Source organism: Marinobacterium sp. MBR-111 (assembly GCF_040547585.1).
In the GTDB taxonomy this organism is placed as follows: Bacteria; Pseudomonadota; Gammaproteobacteria; order Pseudomonadales; family Balneatricaceae; genus Marinobacterium; species Marinobacterium iners.
In genome coordinates, this window is sequence record NZ_JBEPQA010000005.1 from 169,637 (window position 1) to 186,989 (window position 17,353).

A 17,353-nucleotide genomic window follows, 5' to 3' on the forward strand; every position below is an offset into this window, starting at 1 on the left:
ACAACAAGAGAACAATCAGGAGAGGTCGATGACTGAGCCACTCTGGGCACCCGATGAGGCACGCTGCCGGGCTACCCGCCTTTATGATTTCATGCAGACTCTGAACCAGCGCCATCAGCTCGATCTGAACAACTATCAAGCCCTGCATCAGTGGAGTACTGAGCACAGCGAGACTTTCTGGAGTGACCTGTGGGATTACGCCGGGATTATCGGTGACAAGGGGAACCGTGTGCTGGAGCATCCTGAACGCATGCCCGGTGCTCGCTGGTTTCCTGATGCGCGACTGAATTTTGCCCAAAATCTGCTGCGCTACCGGGATCAACGACCGGCTGTTATTTTCCGCGGCGAGGACGACACCCGCATAGAACTGAGTCATGCCGAGCTTTACCTTCAGGTGGCACAACTGGCGAGTGCTTTGCGGCGCGAGGGGGTTACTCGAGGTGACCGCGTCTCAGGCTTCATGCCCAACATTCCGGCAACCCTGATCGGCATGTTGGCAACCGCCTCCATTGGCGCAATATGGAGCTCCTGCTCACCGGATTTCGGCATCAATGGCGTACTGGACCGTTTTGGTCAAGTTGAGCCGAAAATCCTGCTGACAACGGATGGCTATCGCTACAACGGCAAGCGGCTCAACAGTCTGGAGCGGGTACAGGGGATCGCTGATCAACTGCATTCGGTTGAAAAAATAGTTGTAGTCCCCTTCCTTGAAGCCACGCCCGATATCAGCGGCCTTGATCGTGCGGTACTGCTGCCTGACTTTATCGACGCGCAAGCGAGTGAAATCGAGTTTGAGCCATTGCCGTTCGACCACCCCCTGTATGTGATGTACTCATCAGGCACAACCGGTGTACCCAAGTGCATCGTACACAGCGCCGGTGGCACCCTGATTCAGCACTTGAAAGAGCATATCCTGCATACGGATGTGGGCCGTGACGACTGCCTGTTCTACTACACCACCTGTGGCTGGATGATGTGGAACTGGCTGGTATCCGGGCTTGCAACCGGTTGCACCCTGATGCTGTTCGACGGCTCGCCCTTTGCTCCCCAACCTTCCATTCTCTGGGATATCGCCGAACAGGAAGGGATCACGGTATTTGGCACCAGTGCAAAATATATTGCAGCGCTTGAGAAAGCCGGCGTTAAACCTCGTGAGAGCCATAATCTGGAAAAACTGCGCTCAGTGCTGTCGACCGGCTCCCCACTGGCACATGAAAGTTTTGAATATGTCTATCGTGACATCAAGCAGGAACTCCAACTGTCATCCATTTCAGGCGGCACCGACATCGTCTCCTGCTTTGCGCTGGGCTGCCCTATCCGCCCGGTCTACGCGGGTGAACTGCAGTGTCGTGGCCTTGGCATGGCGGTCGAGATCTTTGATGACAACGGCAAACCTGTGCGCGGTGAAAAGGGCGAGCTGGTCTGCACCCGCCCCTTCCCATCCATGCCAATCGGGTTCTGGAATGACGAGGATGGTCAGAAATACCATGATGCCTATTTTGGCCAGTTCGACAACATCTGGGCGCACGGTGACTACGGCGAGATTACCGAACATGATGGTCTGATCATTCATGGGCGCTCCGATGCCGTGCTTAACCCCGGTGGTGTTCGCATCGGCACGGCCGAAATCTATCGTCAGGTTGAAAAGGTGGACGAAGTACTGGAAAGCCTTTGTATCGGCCAGCCTTGGGACAATGATGTTCGGGTCGTCCTGTTTGTGCGACTCAAGGAAGGTTTCAACCTCACCGATGAGCTGATCAAGCGGATCAGGGATACCATTCGGGCCAACACCACCCCCCGTCACGTTCCCGCCAAGGTGATACAAGTAACGGACATTCCGCGCACCATCAGCGGCAAAATTGTTGAGTTGGCTGTGCGCAAGGTGGTATTGGGAGAAGAGGTCAAAAACAAGGATGCGCTGGCCAACCCCGAGGCGCTGGAGCTGTTCTGCGACTTGCCTGAGCTGCAGAGCTGACACACCATCAGTAAAGCGCCGAAAAAGCTTCGGCGCTTTACTGTTTACGTCTCAGAATGTGACCCGGCCGGTCTGAGCGATGAAATCTTCAGGATCGATCACACCGATTAAAGTCAGATCGGGGCGTACCTCACCATTTGCATCGTAAAAAACCAGTGCCGGTGGACCGATGATTCCGAATCGTTTGTACAGGGCACGTGCCTCGTCATTGTGTGCGGTCAAATCCAGCTTGACCAACCGGAACGGAGTCAAGGCCCTCTGTACACCTGCATCGCTGAAGGTGACATGCTCCAGTTCGATACAGGCGATACACCAGTCCGCATAGAAGTCCAGCATCACAGGCTGGCCGTTGGCCTGAGCCTGCTGCAGAATCGCATCCAGCTCAGACTCGGTTTTAATCGTGGTGAAGGGCAGCTCAGCCCTCTGCTGCGCCTGGGCCCCACCGCCGACAATTCCCTGCAGTGGATACAGCAGGCTGCGATTACCCGCCATGACTCCGATCAGCAGCGCAGCGCCGTATACCAGCAGGATCAGCCCCACCCCTTTCCAGAAGCGATGCCAGCCATTGCCGTGTTCCGGCAGTTTGTCCAATGCGCGCAGATAAACGGCACTGATTACCAGAATCAGACCGGCCAACAACATAGTTACTTCGGTGGCAACCACCCGATCCAGCATCCAGACCGCCATCAACAACAGAATGACACCAAACCCAGCCTTGACACTTTCCATCCAGACACCGGCTCTTGGAAGCAACTTGCCGGCAGACGCGCCCACCAGCAGCAAAGGTACGCCCATACCCAGCGACAGCGCGAACAATGCAGCACCACCCAATACAGGATCACCGCTCTGGCCAATATAGATCAACGCACCGGCCAGCGGGGCCGCCATGCACGGGCCGACGATCAACGCTGACAGCAGGCCCATTACGGCCACCCCTGTAAGGGTACCGCCCTTCTGGCGATGACTGACTGTACTGACACGGCTCTGAAGTGCCGAAGGCAGCTGCAATTCATAAAAGCCGAACATCGACAGGGCCAGCAACACAAAAACAGCGCTGAAGCTGCCGATAATCCACGGATTCTGAAAGCTTGCCTGCAGATTGGCCCCAAACAGGCCCGCGAGAACGCCGGCCAGGGTATAGGTCAGCGCCATTGCCAGCACATAAACCAGCGACAGCATAAAGGCGCGCAGAGTACTGACATGATGCCCCTGCCCCGCGATAATTCCAGACAGTATCGGAATCATCGGCAAGACACAGGGCGTAAACGACAGTGCCAGGCCGGCAAGGAAAAAGGCTCCAAGCATCAGGAGCCAGTTGCCACTGGCCAAAAGGCCCGCGAACTGATCCTGCTCACTGACAAAGGGCTGGTCAGCCTGGGCCGTGGCAGGTACCGATGCCACAGCTGACGACTCAGCCCAGGCAAGACCCGCTGCTGCCGGCAAGTTGTTCACATCCAGCTGCTCGGTTACGGGCGGATAACAGACGCCGCCTTCCCAGCACCCTTGATAGGTGACATTGAGAGTGCCCGCATCAGCCTTACCCATCTGATGGCCCAGCAACAAATCAACCTGTGCAGTGTTGTGATAGACCTCCACCCGCCCAAACAACGGGTCCTCTTTCATTTCACCACTCACATCACGCCGGTCGACCAGTTGCAGATGATCTGGCAGACCGATCTCGATTTTGTCACGGTAGAGGTAGTAGTCCGGTTGTACGTCCCACACCAGCTTAATTTCACCTGCATTGCCCAGCTCACTGCGCAGCTGAAATGCCTGTTCGACCGGCAGTGGCTCATTACTGGATGAGCCAAAGCTGAATGCGTTGGCAGCTGACGGCAGCGCCAGCAGCAAGGTCAAAAGCAGATACAGGGGTTTTGACAGAGCGGGATACAAGGCTGAATTCCTTTATCGGTCAATGAGATGTGAATTGTGACCCTGACAGGGTCTGAACGTTCATCGCAAAAAAGCAAGTTTATCACTGACACCTGAACAAGTGAGTACAACTACAACCTAAAGGCACTTATAACCACTGCAGCGATATGGTAAAACTAGCTGAGATCGGCGCCGGGCGCCGTATTTTCAGCATTCCAGCCGCTGTCAGGACTTAACGATGACCGATACACGTGTAGAAGACCTTAATATTGAATCCAACACCCCTCTGGTAACGCCGGAAGAGCTCAAGGCTCGTCTGCCCCTGACGGAAACCGCTGCCGCCAGCGTGATGCAGGGCCGCCAGGTAATCAAGGACATACTCGATCGCAAGGACAATCGCCTGTTTATGGTCGTTGGCCCCTGCTCGATCCATGACCCTGAAGCAGCTCTGGAGTATGGCCGCCGTCTCAAGGTGCTGGCCGAAGAGGTCAAGGACACTCTGTATCTGGTTATGCGTGTCTACTTTGAAAAACCTCGCACCACCGTGGGCTGGAAAGGCCTGATCAACGACCCACACATGAACGACTCCTTTGATATCGAGGAAGGACTCCATATTGGTCGAAAGTTGCTGCTGGATCTGGCTGAAATGGGCCTGCCGCTGGCAACAGAAGCTCTGGACCCCAACAGCCCTCAGTATATGCAGGACTTGATCAGCTGGTCTGCCATTGGCGCCCGTACCACTGAATCTCAGACCCACCGCGAAATGTCATCCGGTCTCTCCTGTGCCGTGGGGTTCAAGAACGGTACCGATGGCGGTCTGGATGTGGCGGTAAATGCCATGAAGTCGGTCAGCCATCCTCACAGCTTTCTGGGCATGAATGGCGATGGCCAGGTATCGATCGTGCGCACCCGTGGCAACCGTTATGGACATGTCGTACTGCGCGGCGGCGACGGCAAGCCCAACTATGATTCTGTCAGTGTAAAACTATGTGAGCAGGCGCTGGAAAAAGCCGGACAGAAAGCCAACATCATGATCGACTGCAGTCATGCCAACTCCAGCAAGGACCCGGCACTGCAGCCGCTGGTGGCAGACAACGTGGCCAACCAGATTCTGGAAGGCAACCAGTCAATTGTTGGCCTGATGATCGAAAGCAACCTGGAGTGGGGCAACCAGTCTATTCCTCAGGATCTGTCTGAGCTGAAGTATGGCGTATCCGTTACTGATGCCTGCATCGACTGGAAAACCACCGAAGACAGCCTGCGCACCATGAACGAGAAACTCAAGCCGGTCCTGAGCCAACGCTGAGTATATCCCTCCCGCCAGAGTTCAGCTCTGGCGGGCCCGTTTTTCCTGTTTACGCTCATACATCCGGCTGTCAGCCAAATTGATCACGGCCTCCACATTATTCACATCCTGCGGGAACACCGCGCAGCCCACACTGGCCGAAATCTGCAACGAATGCCCCTCAATCATAAATGGCCGGTCCATCATCGCCTCAAGCTTCGATGCTATAGTCGATGCATCGCCGGCATTGACCCCCGGCTGAAGCAAAATGAATTCATCGCCCCCGTTGCGAGCCAGCGTATCGGACTGTCGGACACTTTGACTCAACCGGTTGGCCGCTTCGATCAATAGCTGATCACCCACATGGTGACCGAACCGGTCATTCACCTGCTTGAACCGGTTCAGATCGACAAAGAAAAGTGCAAACCCCTGCCCTGTGCGTGAGTACAATTGGGCAAGGTACTCTGCACGCCCCAGCAGCAGCCGTCGATTGGCCAGACCGGTGAGCGGGTCGGATACAGACTGCTCGTGGGCAAAGCGATAAAGGCGGAACAGCAACAGAAACAGGCCTGCCAGAATCATGATCAGCAACCATGCGGCAAGTCGGATAACAATAACAGGCGTTGAAACACCCGGGCTTGAGCGCGCAGCCATTACCCAGCTGCCGTTGGGGAAATGAACCGTCATTTCAACTACAGGGTCTTCAAACACCTTGGCAAGCCCAAAAAACACCGCGCCTTTGGCACCCAAACCATCTCGCCCCCTGATCGCTATATCAAAGCCCTCAACATGAGCACTCACCCTGGCCTGCTCAAGCAGACGTGGGAAATCTATAACGATGGATGCCAGCCCCCAGTAGCGCTTCTTTCCGTCATCCATGAAATAAATCGGGCTGCGAGCAACAATGCCGACACCGCCCTGTTTCAGCTCGAATGGTCCTGCCAGGTTCAACTTTCCGCTTGAAATGGCACGTTCAACAGCCGGCCATTGCTCAGGTGTGTTGCGGTAATCAAGCCCCAGGGCCTGCTCATTACCTTCAAGCGGATAAACAAAACGCATCACGTTATCAGGCGCCAAACCGATATTGCGCACAAGCGTCGAATCGTGAGCCACTTCAGCCGCCAGCTCACGCCAGCGATCAGGGTCATAGGCAGGCTGAACAGCCACGTAGCTTATCAGTCCTCGGGAGAGATAAAGGACAGAATTGATTTCGCTTTCTAGCTGCGCTCGCATCTGTGCCAGAATCGCTGTTGCTTCGATGGTCCTGACCTGAGCCACCCGCTGTTCCGCCATTCGGACAACATATTCCGTCACCGCCAGCCCAGCAATGACCAGGAGGAGTGCAGCCAAAAAAACAACTCGACTGGAAATGGGTTTGTGGGGACGATGCAGGGGTGGCATGACCAATCCATGTACTGCTGGTTTAGAAGTCTGATTGTACGCCAGTCAAGCAAATACTGTCTCGCTTAAGCTTATATTCATCCAATAATAAAACGCCCGCGCTGTAAAAGGCGGGCGTTGTTGTATCAGATCACAGTGAAATGGCTGCTAGAAGGTATCGCCCGGAATTCTAACCCAGCCTTCCATCAACACTCGGGCACTGCGGCTCATGACCGCTTTGGTGGCCGTCCATTCACCGTTAACCTGTTCAGCTGCGGCACCCACTCGCAGGGTACCGGACGGATGGCCGAAGGTCACAGCGTCTCGGTCAACACCGCCGGCAGCCAGGTTAACCAGCGTGCCGGGTACGGCTGCAGCGGTGGCAATTGCAACAGATGCGGTGCCCATCATGGCATGATGCAGCTTGCCCATGGAGAGCGCACGCACACATACATCAATATCGCTGGCCTTGATCTGCTTGCCGCTGGAAGCTTCATAATCGGTCGCTGGTGCCACAAAAGCGATCTTCGGAGTATGCTGGCGGGCAACGGCCTCTTCGATATCCTTGATCAGGCCCATCTTGACTGCACCATAGGCACGCATGGTCTCAAACCGGGCCAGTGCCTCGGCATCGCCATTGATGTCTTTCTGCAGTTCGGTACCGGTGTAACCGATATCGGCCGCGTTGACGAAGATGGTGGGGATGCCGGCATTGATCATACTGGCCTTGAAGGTACCCACCCCCGGTACCTCCAGCTCATCGACCACGTTACCGGTCGGGAACATGGAGCCTTCGCCATCGGCGGGGTCCATGAACTCGATCACTACCTCGGCTGCCGGGAAGGTTACGCCATCCAGTTCGAAATCACCGGTTTCCTGCACCTCACCGTTGGTGATCGGCACATGGGCGATAATGGTTTTCTGGATGTTCTTCTGCCAGATGCGCACGGTGCAGATGCCGTTTTCCGGCACGCGCTCAGGGTCGACCAGCCCTTTGCTGATAGCAAAAGCCCCCACCGCAGCGGTCAGGTTGCCACAGTTGCCGGACCAGTCGACGAACGCCTTGTTGATCGCCACCTGACCGAACAGGTAATCCACGTCGTGATCAGGCTGTTCACTTTTGGCCAAAATAACGGTTTTGGAGGTACTGGAGGTCGCACCACCCATACCGTCGATCTGCTGACCATAGGGGTCGGGGCTGCCAATTACGCGCTGCAGGATCCTGTCACGGGCTTCACCCGGGACCTGCGCGGCTTCGGGCAGATCAGTAAGATTGAAGAATACACCCTTGGAGGTGCCGCCACGGATATAGGTGGCCGGTATTTTAATCTGGGGAACACTGGACATTGAGATGCTCCAAAATAAGTCGGTTGCCGGACGGGAGCATTCAGACGGTGAAAGGTGTGCTGCAGCATTGCCGGTTCGGACACGCCGTAAACCCATCCCTGGGGGCTCGATGGCGCCATCCATGGCGCCACACGGTCCGCTCCAGCAACACTGCAGCACTTGAGTCTGCGCCCCATCCGGGACACGTCCGGACCATCAATGACAGTCCGGACCTGGTGAGATCTGGAATCAGGCAGCGCCTTCCGCTTCCAGGAACTCCTTGGCAAAGCGCTGCAGCACACCACCGGCCTTGTAGGTTTCCACTTCGGCAGCGGTATCCAGACGACAGATCACCGGCACTTCAACGCTTTCGCCGTTGCGACGGTTGATCACCAGCGTCAGGGTGGCACCCGGTGCGATCTCGCCTTTCACATCGTAGGTTTCGGTACCATCGATGCCGTAGGTGTGACGGGTTTCGCCTTCACGGAACTGCAGCGGCAACACACCCATGCCCACGAGGTTGGTACGGTGAATACGCTCGAAGCCTTCGGCCACAATCGCTTCAACACCCGCCAGACGCACGCCCTTGGCCGCCCAGTCACGGGACGAGCCCTGACCGTAGTCAGCACCGGCAACGATGATCAGGTTCTGCTTGCGCTGCATGTAGGCTTCAATCACTTCCCACATCCGCATGACTTTGCCTTCAGGCTCAACACGCGCCAGCGATCCTTGCTTGACCTCACCGTCGACGATGGCCATCTCGTTGATCAGTTTCGGGTTGGCAAAGGTTGCACGCTGCGCCGTCAGGTGGTCGCCACGGTGCGTTGCGTATGAGTTGAAGTCCTCCTCCGGCACTCCCATCTTGTGCAGGTATTCACCAGCCGCACTGTCCATCATGATGGCGTTGGAGGGTGACAAGTGGTCGGTGGTGATGTTGTCAGGCAACACCGCCAACGGACGCATACCAGTCAGGGTACGCTCACCTGCCAGAGCACCTTCCCAGTACGGCGGGCGGCGAATATATGTGGACATCTCACGCCAGTCGTAGAGCGGGCTTTCTGCTTCTTCAACTTTGCCCAGATCGAACATCGGAATGTAGACCTGCTTGAACTGCTCAGGCTTCACCGCTTTGGCTACAATCGCATCGATCTCTTCGTCCGACGGCCACAGATCCTTCAGGGTGATCGGGTTGCCATCCTTGTCGGTGCCCAGCGCATCTTTCTCGATATCGAAGCGAACGGTACCGGCAATGGCGTAGGCCACAACCAGCGGCGGAGACGCCAGGAACGCCTGCTTGGCGTATGGGTGAATGCGACCATCGAAGTTACGGTTACCGGACAGAACAGCAGTCGCGTACAGATCGCGATCGATGATCTCCTGCTGGATCTTCGGATCCAGTGCACCGGACATGCCGTTACAGGTGGTGCAGGCATAGGCCACGATACCGAAGCCCAGCTTTTCCAGTTCCGACAGCAATCCAGCCTCTTCCAGGTACAGACGAGCCACTTTGGAGCCCGGTGCAAAAGAAGACTTCACCCAAGGCTTGCGGATCAAACCCAGCTCGTTGGCTTTCTTGGCCAGCAGACCGGCTGCCACCACGTTACGCGGGTTGGACGTGTTGGTACATGACGTAATTGCCGCAATGATCACAGCGCCGTCCGGCAGCTTGCCTTCAGCCTCTTCAGCACGGGCTGCCGCCAGCTTGTCTTCATCGGCAATGCCACGCTCGTGCAGAGCAGCGGTCGGGAGGCGACGGTGCGGGTTGGACGGACCGGCCAGGTTGCGTTCAACTGTAGACAGATCAAAGCTCAGCACACGCTCGTACTGGGCGGTTTTCAGGTCATCAGCCCAAAGACCGGTTTCCTTGGCATACTGTTCCACCAGGGCTACCTGTTCAGGCTCACGTCCAGTCAGCTTCAGATAATCGATAGTCTGCCCATCGATGTAGAACATCGCCGCAGTGGCACCGTATTCCGGTGTCATGTTGGAGATGGTGGCACGGTCACCGATAGTCAGGCTGTCAGCACCTTCACCGAAGAACTCCAGGTAGGCCCCAACCACACGTTCCTTACGCAGGAATTCGGTGATAGCCAGTACGATATCGGTTGCGGTGATGCCCGGCTTGCGTTTGCCGGTCAGTTCGACGCCGACGATATCCGGCAGACGCATCATGGACGGGTGACCCAGCATTACAGTTTCGGCTTCCAGGCCACCCACACCGATGGCGATGACGCCCAACGCGTCCACGTGCGGAGTGTGGGAGTCGGTACCGACACAGGTATCCGGGAAGGCAACACCATCGCGGGCCTGAATCACCGGGGACATCTTCTCCAGGTTGATCTGGTGCATGATGCCGTTACCGGCCGGGATCACATCCACGTTCTTGAATGCGGTTTTGGTCCATTCGATGAAGTGGAAGCGGTCCTCATTGCGACGGTCTTCGATGGCGCGGTTCTTCTCGAACGCGTCCGGATCGAAGCCGGCTGCCTCAACGGCCAGCGAGTGGTCAACGATCAACTGAGTCGGTACAACCGGGTTGACCTTGGCAGGATCACCGCCCTTCTCGGCAATGGCATCACGCAGACCGGCCAGATCAACCAATGCTGTCTGACCCAGAATGTCGTGGCATACCACGCGCGCCGGATACCAGGGGAAATCCAGGTCGCGCTTGCGCTCAATCAGCTGTTTCAGTGAATCGGTCAGTGCTTCGGGCTCACAGCGGCGTACCAGCTGTTCGGCCAGAACACGCGATGTATATGGCAGAGTGGCGTAAGCACCCGGTGCAATGGCATCGACCGCCGCGCGGGTGTCGAAATAGTCCAGACCGGTGCCCGCAAGTGATTTACGGTATTGAGTGTTCATATGACTGGTGTCCATCGATGTATTCAGGGGCATATGGCAGCGGCTGCGGACGCAGACCGCTGCAACCAGGGGCGATTAGACAGTCCGATCAGGGACGGTCTTCGATCGCAACCCATTCGGCCGACTCGGGACCTGTGTAGTCAGCGGACGGACGGATAATGCGGTTATTGGCACGCTGCTCCATCACATGCGCTGTCCAGCCGGCTACACGCGAACACACGAAGATCGGCGTGAACAGCTCGGTCGGGATACCCATGAAGTGATAGGCAGACGCGTGGAAGAAGTCGGCGTTACAGAACAGTTTCTTCTCGCGCCACATAACCGCTTCAACACGCTCGGAAACCGGGTACAGCACGGTATCACCCACCTGCTCGGCCAGCTTCTGTGACCACTCCTTGATGATGGCGTTACGCGGATCGGAGTCACGGTAGATCGCATGACCGAAGCCCATGATCTTGTCCTTGCGGGCCAGCATGCCCATGATCGCCTCTTCCGCTTCGTCAGCGGATTTCCAGTTCTCGATCATCGCCATGGCAGCTTCGTTGGCACCACCGTGCAGCGGGCCACGCAGAGAGCCAATAGCCGCAGTCACACAGCTGTGAATATCGGACAGGGTTGAAGCGCATACGCGAGCGGTAAAGGTGGACGCGTTAAACTCATGCTCAGCGTAGAGGATCAGGGATGCATGCATCACCTTGACGTGCAGAGGCTCGGGCTTCTTGTCGTGCAGAGTCCAGAGGAAGTGTTCTCCAATGGAGTCGGCGTCGGTCTCGGTGTTGATACGTTTGCCGTGGTGCGCAAAGTTGTACCAGTAGTTGATGATCGACGGGAAAGCAGCCAGCATACGGTCGATATGATCGTGCTGCTCGGAGAAATCCTGCTCGGTTTCCAGATTCCCCAGCATTGAACAACCGGTGCGCATCACATCCATCGGGTGCGCATCCTTCGGAATCTGTTCCAGCACGGTTTTCAGGGCCTCTGGCAGGCCGCGCATGCCTTTCAGTTTCGCCTTGTAGCCGTCGAGTTCTGCCTGGTTCGGCAGCTTTCCGTACAGCAACAGATAAGCCACTTCTTCAAACTGGGCCTTGTCAGCCAGCTCCTTGATGTCATAGCCGCGGTAGGTCAGGCCGGCACCGCTTTTGCCAACGGTACACAGAGCGGTTTCACCAGCGGACTGTCCACGCAGACCGGCACCGCCGAGTTTCTTTGCTTCTGCCATCTGTCTCTCCTTCAATCTGTTGTCGGGAGGTCAGACCTCCCGATACCGTGATTCTTATTTGTTTTTGCCTTCTTTGAACAGCGCATCCAGCTTCTGCTCAAAGTCGTGGTAGTTGAGGAAATCGTACAGTTCCATGCGGGTCTGCATGGTGTCGACAACCGCTTTCTGGTCGCCATCTTTCAGCAGGTGTTCGTATACATTCAGTGCAGCCTTGTTGGCGGCACGGAAGGCTGACAGCGGGTACAGCACCATAGTGGCACCAGCCTCACCCAGCTCTTTCTTGTTGAACAGCGGCGTGGCACCAAACTCGGTGATGTTCGCCAGCAAGTGAGAACCGTTGATGCCGTTGGAGAAGGCACGGTAGTCATCCAGCGTGTGTACGGCTTCGGCAAAAATCGCATCGGCACCGGCTTCCAGGCAGGCCTGGGCACGCTCAACAGCGGCATTCAGCCCTTCCATCTGGAACGCATCAGTGCGTGCCATGATGAAGAAATCATCATCGGTACGGGCATCAACGGCTGCCTTGACACGATCAACCATCTCTTCAAGGGATACGATCTCCTTGTTGGGACGGTGGCCACAGCGCTTCTGCGCAACCTGGTCTTCGATATGAACGGCCGCAGCGCCACCCTTGATCATCTCTTTTACGGTACGGGCGATGTTGAATGCGCCACCCCAGCCGGTATCGATATCAACCATCAGTGGTGTATCGACGGCACTGGTGATGCGACATACATCTTCCAGCACATCGTTCATTGAGGTCATGCCCAGATCAGGCAGGCCGTAAGAAGCGTTGGCAACACCACCACCGGACAGGTAGATCGCCTGGTGTCCCACTCGTGTAGCCATCATTGCATTGTAAGCGTTGACGGTACCAACGATCTGCAGCGGCTGGTTCTCAGCCAGCGCTTTACGGAAGCGCGCACCCGCAGTCATTTTCTCAGCCATGTTTATCCCCTTCAGGTTTGGTCACTGTATCCAGTTTGTCTTCGATGTTGCGGCGTGCGGCACTGATATGACGACGCATCAGCATCTCGGCCAGCTCCTCATCTCGTGCCTCGATTGCATCGATAATCTGACGATGCTCCTTGAGGGCACGCTTGGGGCGCGAGCTGGACACACTGAATTGATAACGGTACATACGTACCAGGTGGTACAGGTCGTCACCCAGAAGCTCCAGCAGTTTGGAGTTCTTGCTGCCCTGTACAATTCGGTAATGGAAATCGAGATCACCCTCCTTCTGGAAGTAGGAGCGGCCTTCGCGTTGCTCAATGGAGGCTTCATGCTCATCCAGCAGGCGCTTCAGACTCTCGATCTCGGCATCTGTCATGTTCTTGGCGGCCTGTCGGCATGCCATGCCTTCCAGCGCTTCGCGAACGCGGTAAATCTCGATCAACTCGTGCGCACTCAGCTTAACCACCCGAGCCCCTACATGCGCCTTGCGCTCAACCAGGCGCCAGCCTTCAAGGCGGCGAATGGCTTCGCGCAACGGGCCGCGGCTGATACCATAGGTTCTGGCCAGCTCGGGCTCGCTGATCTTGTGACCGGGCGGAATTTCACCCTTCACAATGGCCGTCACGATCTGGCGGCACACTCGGTCAGCCAGCGTACGGGCTTCCGGTTCAAGCGGCACCACTTTCGGATACCCGATTTCTTCACTCACGTCAGCTACAACCCCTGATCAAGATTGTCGACAATATTTTCAGAAGCAACGATACCCATGCCAAAAAGGGGCGTCAACCTGATCTGGCTGAAAAATTGTCAACATCAGACAAAAGTCTAGGGGCTTTCCCTCAGCATTCGCGCAGGTAGCGTTCGAGTTCCGCATTCATGATGCGGGCGATCTGTCGTGGCTTCTGGAACGGTAATGAATGATCGGTTCCTGGCACCATAAAGTAGTGCCAATTGGGCATCTGCTCAGCCAGAGTCAAATGCAGCTGATGCATCAACTCCACACTCAACCCTCCGATAAAGCTGCTCACATCCCCTTGAGATGCCAGTAGCGCTTCACGGTCGATACTGTTGATGGCAGCCGTTACGGCGTCCAATGCATGAGCAAAGCCCAGCGGCCGACGCGCCAATCGACTGACTGCAACCGATTCTGTTTGCGCACTTGCCTTGCGGTTCGGTGAAATAGTGTCGAGGAATTGACGTATCCCCTGCTCCCGGTCATCAGAGCGCAAATGCACGGCCGCGCTCGAATAGCGCTGTCGCAACTCAATGGTGCTGACCCAGTCGGGCCGATCCAGCACAGCCGACTCCAGTAAAAACTGTTTGCCGACACGATCTGGGTAACGCTGCTTGAGCAGCATGCTCACGAGCCCACCCAGGGAATAGCCTCCCAGGTCGAACTGCCACCACCCAAGCTGGTCGAGTAGCGCAGACATGTCACTGACCAAAGTCTGCACGCTAAAGGGGTACTCGCCCCCATCCGGGAATTCACTTTGCCCTGCGCCGCGCAGATCCGGCACGAGGATCTCTTGCCAGTGCTCAAGAAAGGCGGTCAGCATGTGCCAGGTGTCTTCACCTGCCACACCCGCACCATGGATCAAAAGCAGTTTGCGGCCATTGTGCAGGACTGGGTTGCGGTACAGACGGTAATGAAGGTGCTGATCCGGCAGTACCAGTTGATGCTCACTGATGACGAAGGGGTGTTTCATGCTGAACTCCTGACTACACAATGAAGCAATTATACCCATGTGCGGCAACGGACTCGCCCCCCGCCGGGGACAGGAGTAAAATGAGCTTTTTGCGTGAGGATCAAGGGTGATTCAATATCAGTCGCTACCCTATCCGCTGGATGCACACCGGATCTTCGAGATCATGCGTGATCTTGGCGAACCTGTCCTGCTTGACAGTTCACACCCCGTCGCTCACTGCGGGCGCTACGATATCATTTCGGCCGCTCCCGACCTTGTAGTCCGCTTTGGTCCCGAGGGCCTGGAGATCAATCGAAACGATACCGCCCTCGACACCAAGGATGACGACCCCTTTGCTTGCCTTGCGAATCTGCTTGCAGAGATTGAAATACCCACGGCAGATCCGGATATACCGTTCAATGGCGGCTTTATCGGCACCTTCAGCTATGATCTGGGACGTGCGCTTGAGCAGCTGCCCAGCAAGGCTCAGGCTGATATCAATTTCCCATGGCTGCGGGTCGGCTGTTATCTCTGGGCTGTTGTCATTGACCATCAGTTGCAGCGCAGCTGCCTGATGCACCACCCCAAAGTGAATGAGACCAGCCTGCAACAGGTCCAGCAGCGGCTCGAGCAGAATCTCACGGCGGACAGCGTGCGGCAGGCACACCCGTTTGTACTCACAACTGCGTTTGTCAGCAATATGGACCGTGCAACCTATGGCCAGGCACTGAATCGGATTGATGACTACATCCATGCGGGTGACTGCTATCAGATCAATTTTACCCAGCGCTTCTCCGCCACCTGCAGCGGTGACCCTTGGTTGGCATATCGCGCCCTGCGTAAAACTGCCCCCACTCCCTTCGCCGCCTTCCTTGAGTCGAACGACGGTACGATTCTGTCACTTTCGCCCGAGCGTTTCCTTGAGGCTTCTCGTGAAGGCAAGGTTGAAACACGCCCCATCAAGGGTACACGACCGCGTGCAACCAACACAGACGAAGACCAGTATCTGGCACAGCAACTGCTGCAGTCGCCCAAGGACCGTGCTGAAAACCTGATGATCGTAGACTTGCTACGCAACGATTTGAGCAAAAGCTGCCTGCCTGGCAGTGTAAACGTGCCCGAGCTGTTCAGCATCGAGCACTATCCGAATGTGCACCACATGGTCAGCAGCGTTTGCGGTATATTGAGACCAGGTGTGACTGCAGTTCAGCTGCTGAGAGACTGCTTTCCGGGCGGCTCAATCACCGGCGCCCCCAAGATTCGCGCCATGGAGATCATCGATGAGCTGGAACCTCAGCGCCGTTCCATTTACTGCGGCTCGATTGGCTACATCAGCGCCTGCGGCACAATGGATACCAGCATTACCATTCGGACGCTACTGGTACAGAAAGACAGGATTTATTGCTGGGCGGGGGGAGGAATTGTCGCCGATTCGGATATCGACGACGAATATCAGGAATCCTATAACAAGGTCAACAACCTGCTGCAGACCCTGGAACAACTGTAAAGCCGTTTGAGTAATGGAAACGGGAGAAAGCGGTTAGCTCTCCCCCATCTGTGCCAAGATGCGATTGCGCAGCTCGTTAAACGCCACACGATCCTTGTCACCCACAGCCTCGGCAACAGGGATCGGTGCACGCATGGCATCAACCGGACGGCCGCTGATATGCAGCTCATAATGCAAATGCGGACCGGTAGAGCGCCCTGAGTTTCCTGACAGGGCGATTTTCTGCCCCCGACTCACAGTCTGCCCCTTGCTGACCAGCGATTTGCTCAAGTGCAGATATCGGGTACGGTACTTTTGACCGTGTTCAATCACGATATACAAACCCGCGTAGGGGTGGTTCTGCACCCGTGTTACCACACCATCCCCGGTTGCCAGAATGGGGGTACCGATCGGAGTCGCGAAGTCGGTACCGTTGTGAGGTCTAACACGCCCCGTGACAGGATGCTTGCGATTGGGGTTGAAGGGCGAACTGAGACGAAACTTGCGTTCAGTGGGATAGCGCATGAATGCCCGCGCCAGACTCTCGCCATTCAGATCATAGTAGTGGCCATCAAACATGAAAGCGGTCAATTCACGCGCACGGTTGATAATCCGCAGCCCTTCCAGTCGTGAGTTGCCTGTCGGCTCGCCATTCACGAACTGCTCGGCACGCACGACTTGAAACAGGTCGCCTGCACGGAGGTCGCGCCGGAAATTGATCTTGTCTTGCAGCAGGTTTGAGATGCGCTGAACCTCAAGCGCATTGAGCCCTGCATTTTTGGCAGCCACATAGAAGCTGCCGTTGATTTCGCCCGCGATGAGCTCTTCTTTCCACTCGCCTTCAAGCAAATTCTCGTGATATTCAAACGTTTCATCACCAACACGGCTGAACACAACCTGGTGGGCCGGGCTGAAGATCAGTTCCAGCTTGCTCAGCGCTCCCTCATTGAGCCAGAACGCCAACTGATCACCAGGCTTGAGTGTATCCAGAGCAAGAATCGAAACATCACTTTCGAGTACCTGATACATATGTTTCTGGGGTATACCCAGCATCTCAAAGATGGTACTGAGAGTATCACCAGGCTCAATGGTATAGACAAAATCAGCCGGCTCAAGATCCTTCACCTCTTCAGCATCTGCAGAAGAAAGGTCGGATACTTCAGGCACCGACAACCGCAGTTCAAGTGGAGCTGACAGTGGTTGATAGGACAGCAGACCGGCTGCTACCAGGGATACAGGCACCGCAACACCGAGGGCCAGAAGCAGGCGTTTGGGTCTTATCATCTTCATGCTCTTATCCTCTGTTGTA

12 protein-coding genes are annotated in these 17,353 nt (G+C 56.1%); 3 read left to right on the forward strand and 9 right to left on the reverse strand.

The window, feature by feature from the left end; all coding sequences use genetic code 11:
• Nucleotides 1-28: 28 nt before the first annotated feature.
• On the forward strand, nucleotides 29-1,975 hold the full coding sequence (locus ABIE61_RS05555) for an acetoacetate--CoA ligase (RefSeq protein ID WP_354407482.1): 1,947 nt from the start codon (nucleotides 29-31) through the stop codon (nucleotides 1,973-1,975).
• Nucleotides 1,976-2,026: 51 nt separating this feature from the next.
• Here ABIE61_RS05555 and dsbD read toward each other — a convergent pair whose 3' ends face one another.
• Nucleotides 2,027-3,868 (reverse strand): protein-disulfide reductase DsbD, encoded by a 1,842-nt coding sequence (gene dsbD / locus ABIE61_RS05560; RefSeq protein ID WP_354407484.1) that lies wholly within the window; start codon nucleotides 3,866-3,868, stop codon nucleotides 2,027-2,029.
• 217 nt (nucleotides 3,869-4,085) lie between these two features.
• On the opposite strand from dsbD, the gene ABIE61_RS05565 reads away from it, so the two are divergent.
• On the forward strand, nucleotides 4,086-5,153 hold the full coding sequence (locus tag ABIE61_RS05565; protein ID WP_206841460.1) for a 3-deoxy-7-phosphoheptulonate synthase: 1,068 nt from the start codon (nucleotides 4,086-4,088) through the stop codon (nucleotides 5,151-5,153).
• A gap of 21 nt (nucleotides 5,154-5,174) precedes the next feature.
• On the opposite strand, the gene ABIE61_RS05570 is transcribed toward ABIE61_RS05565, so the two are convergent.
• The 7 genes from ABIE61_RS05570 to ABIE61_RS05600 all read right to left on the reverse strand — a co-directional run bounded on the left by ABIE61_RS05570 (nucleotide 5,175) and on the right by ABIE61_RS05600 (nucleotide 14,579).
• A complete protein-coding gene (locus ABIE61_RS05570; RefSeq protein WP_354407487.1) occupies nucleotides 5,175-6,482 on the reverse strand; it encodes a diguanylate cyclase domain-containing protein in 1,308 nt (435 codons plus the stop codon).
• 198 nt (nucleotides 6,483-6,680) lie between these two features.
• Nucleotides 6,681-7,859, reverse strand: a complete 1,179-nt coding sequence (prpF, locus tag ABIE61_RS05575; RefSeq protein ID WP_206841454.1) for a 2-methylaconitate cis-trans isomerase PrpF — start codon at nucleotides 7,857-7,859, stop codon at nucleotides 6,681-6,683.
• Between the two features lie 228 nt (nucleotides 7,860-8,087).
• Nucleotides 8,088-10,700: a Fe/S-dependent 2-methylisocitrate dehydratase AcnD gene (acnD, locus tag ABIE61_RS05580; RefSeq protein WP_091824553.1), complete on the reverse strand. Its 2,613-nt coding sequence runs from the start codon at nucleotides 10,698-10,700 to the stop codon at nucleotides 8,088-8,090.
• Nucleotides 10,701-10,788: 88 nt separating this feature from the next.
• Nucleotides 10,789-11,919, reverse strand: a complete 1,131-nt coding sequence (gene prpC, locus ABIE61_RS05585) for a bifunctional 2-methylcitrate synthase/citrate synthase (RefSeq protein ID WP_354407490.1) — start codon at nucleotides 11,917-11,919, stop codon at nucleotides 10,789-10,791.
• A gap of 54 nt (nucleotides 11,920-11,973) precedes the next feature.
• Nucleotides 11,974-12,867 carry a methylisocitrate lyase gene (prpB, locus tag ABIE61_RS05590; RefSeq protein ID WP_206841449.1) on the reverse strand — a complete coding sequence of 298 codons (894 nt, stop codon included), beginning with the start codon at nucleotides 12,865-12,867 and terminating at the stop codon, nucleotides 11,974-11,976.
• The gene (locus tag ABIE61_RS05595) at nucleotides 12,860-13,582 is read right to left on the reverse strand and encodes a GntR family transcriptional regulator (protein ID WP_206841446.1); all 723 of its coding nucleotides are present in this window, start codon (nucleotides 13,580-13,582) and stop codon (nucleotides 12,860-12,862) included. The genes prpB and ABIE61_RS05595 overlap by 8 nt, the downstream gene beginning before the upstream one ends.
• 130 nt (nucleotides 13,583-13,712) lie before the next feature.
• A complete protein-coding gene (locus tag ABIE61_RS05600) occupies nucleotides 13,713-14,579 on the reverse strand; it encodes an alpha/beta fold hydrolase (protein WP_354407493.1) in 867 nt (288 codons plus the stop codon).
• A 106-nt stretch (nucleotides 14,580-14,685) separates the two neighbouring features.
• Here ABIE61_RS05600 and pabB point away from each other — a divergent pair, with 106 nt between their 5' ends.
• Nucleotides 14,686-16,065, forward strand: a complete 1,380-nt coding sequence (gene pabB, locus ABIE61_RS05605; RefSeq protein WP_354407496.1) for an aminodeoxychorismate synthase component I — start codon at nucleotides 14,686-14,688, stop codon at nucleotides 16,063-16,065.
• A gap of 33 nt (nucleotides 16,066-16,098) precedes the next feature.
• Here pabB and ABIE61_RS05610 read toward each other — a convergent pair whose 3' ends face one another.
• Nucleotides 16,099-17,334 carry a peptidoglycan DD-metalloendopeptidase family protein gene (locus tag ABIE61_RS05610; RefSeq protein ID WP_354407499.1) on the reverse strand — a complete coding sequence of 412 codons (1,236 nt, stop codon included), beginning with the start codon at nucleotides 17,332-17,334 and terminating at the stop codon, nucleotides 16,099-16,101.
• Between the last annotated feature and the right edge of the window lie 19 nt (nucleotides 17,335-17,353).

Bases quoted from the DNA above. Each gene is read 5' to 3' on its own strand.
- ABIE61_RS05555 (WP_354407482.1), top strand. From the start codon at position 29: ATGACTGAGCCACTCTGGGCACCCGATGAGGCACGCTGCCGGGCTACC.
- ABIE61_RS05565 (WP_206841460.1), top strand. From the start codon at position 4,086: ATGACCGATACACGTGTAGAAGACCTTAATATTGAATCCAACACCCCT.
- prpF (WP_206841454.1), bottom strand. From the start codon at position 7,859: ATGTCCAGTGTTCCCCAGATTAAAATACCGGCCACCTATATCCGTGGC.
- acnD (WP_091824553.1), bottom strand. From the start codon at position 10,700: ATGAACACTCAATACCGTAAATCACTTGCGGGCACCGGTCTGGACTAT.
- prpC (WP_354407490.1), bottom strand. From the start codon at position 11,919: ATGGCAGAAGCAAAGAAACTCGGCGGTGCCGGTCTGCGTGGACAGTCC.
- prpB (WP_206841449.1), bottom strand. From the start codon at position 12,867: ATGGCTGAGAAAATGACTGCGGGTGCGCGCTTCCGTAAAGCGCTGGCT.
- ABIE61_RS05600 (WP_354407493.1), bottom strand. From the start codon at position 14,579: ATGAAACACCCCTTCGTCATCAGTGAGCATCAACTGGTACTGCCGGAT.
- ABIE61_RS05610 (WP_354407499.1), bottom strand. From the start codon at position 17,334: ATGAAGATGATAAGACCCAAACGCCTGCTTCTGGCCCTCGGTGTTGCG.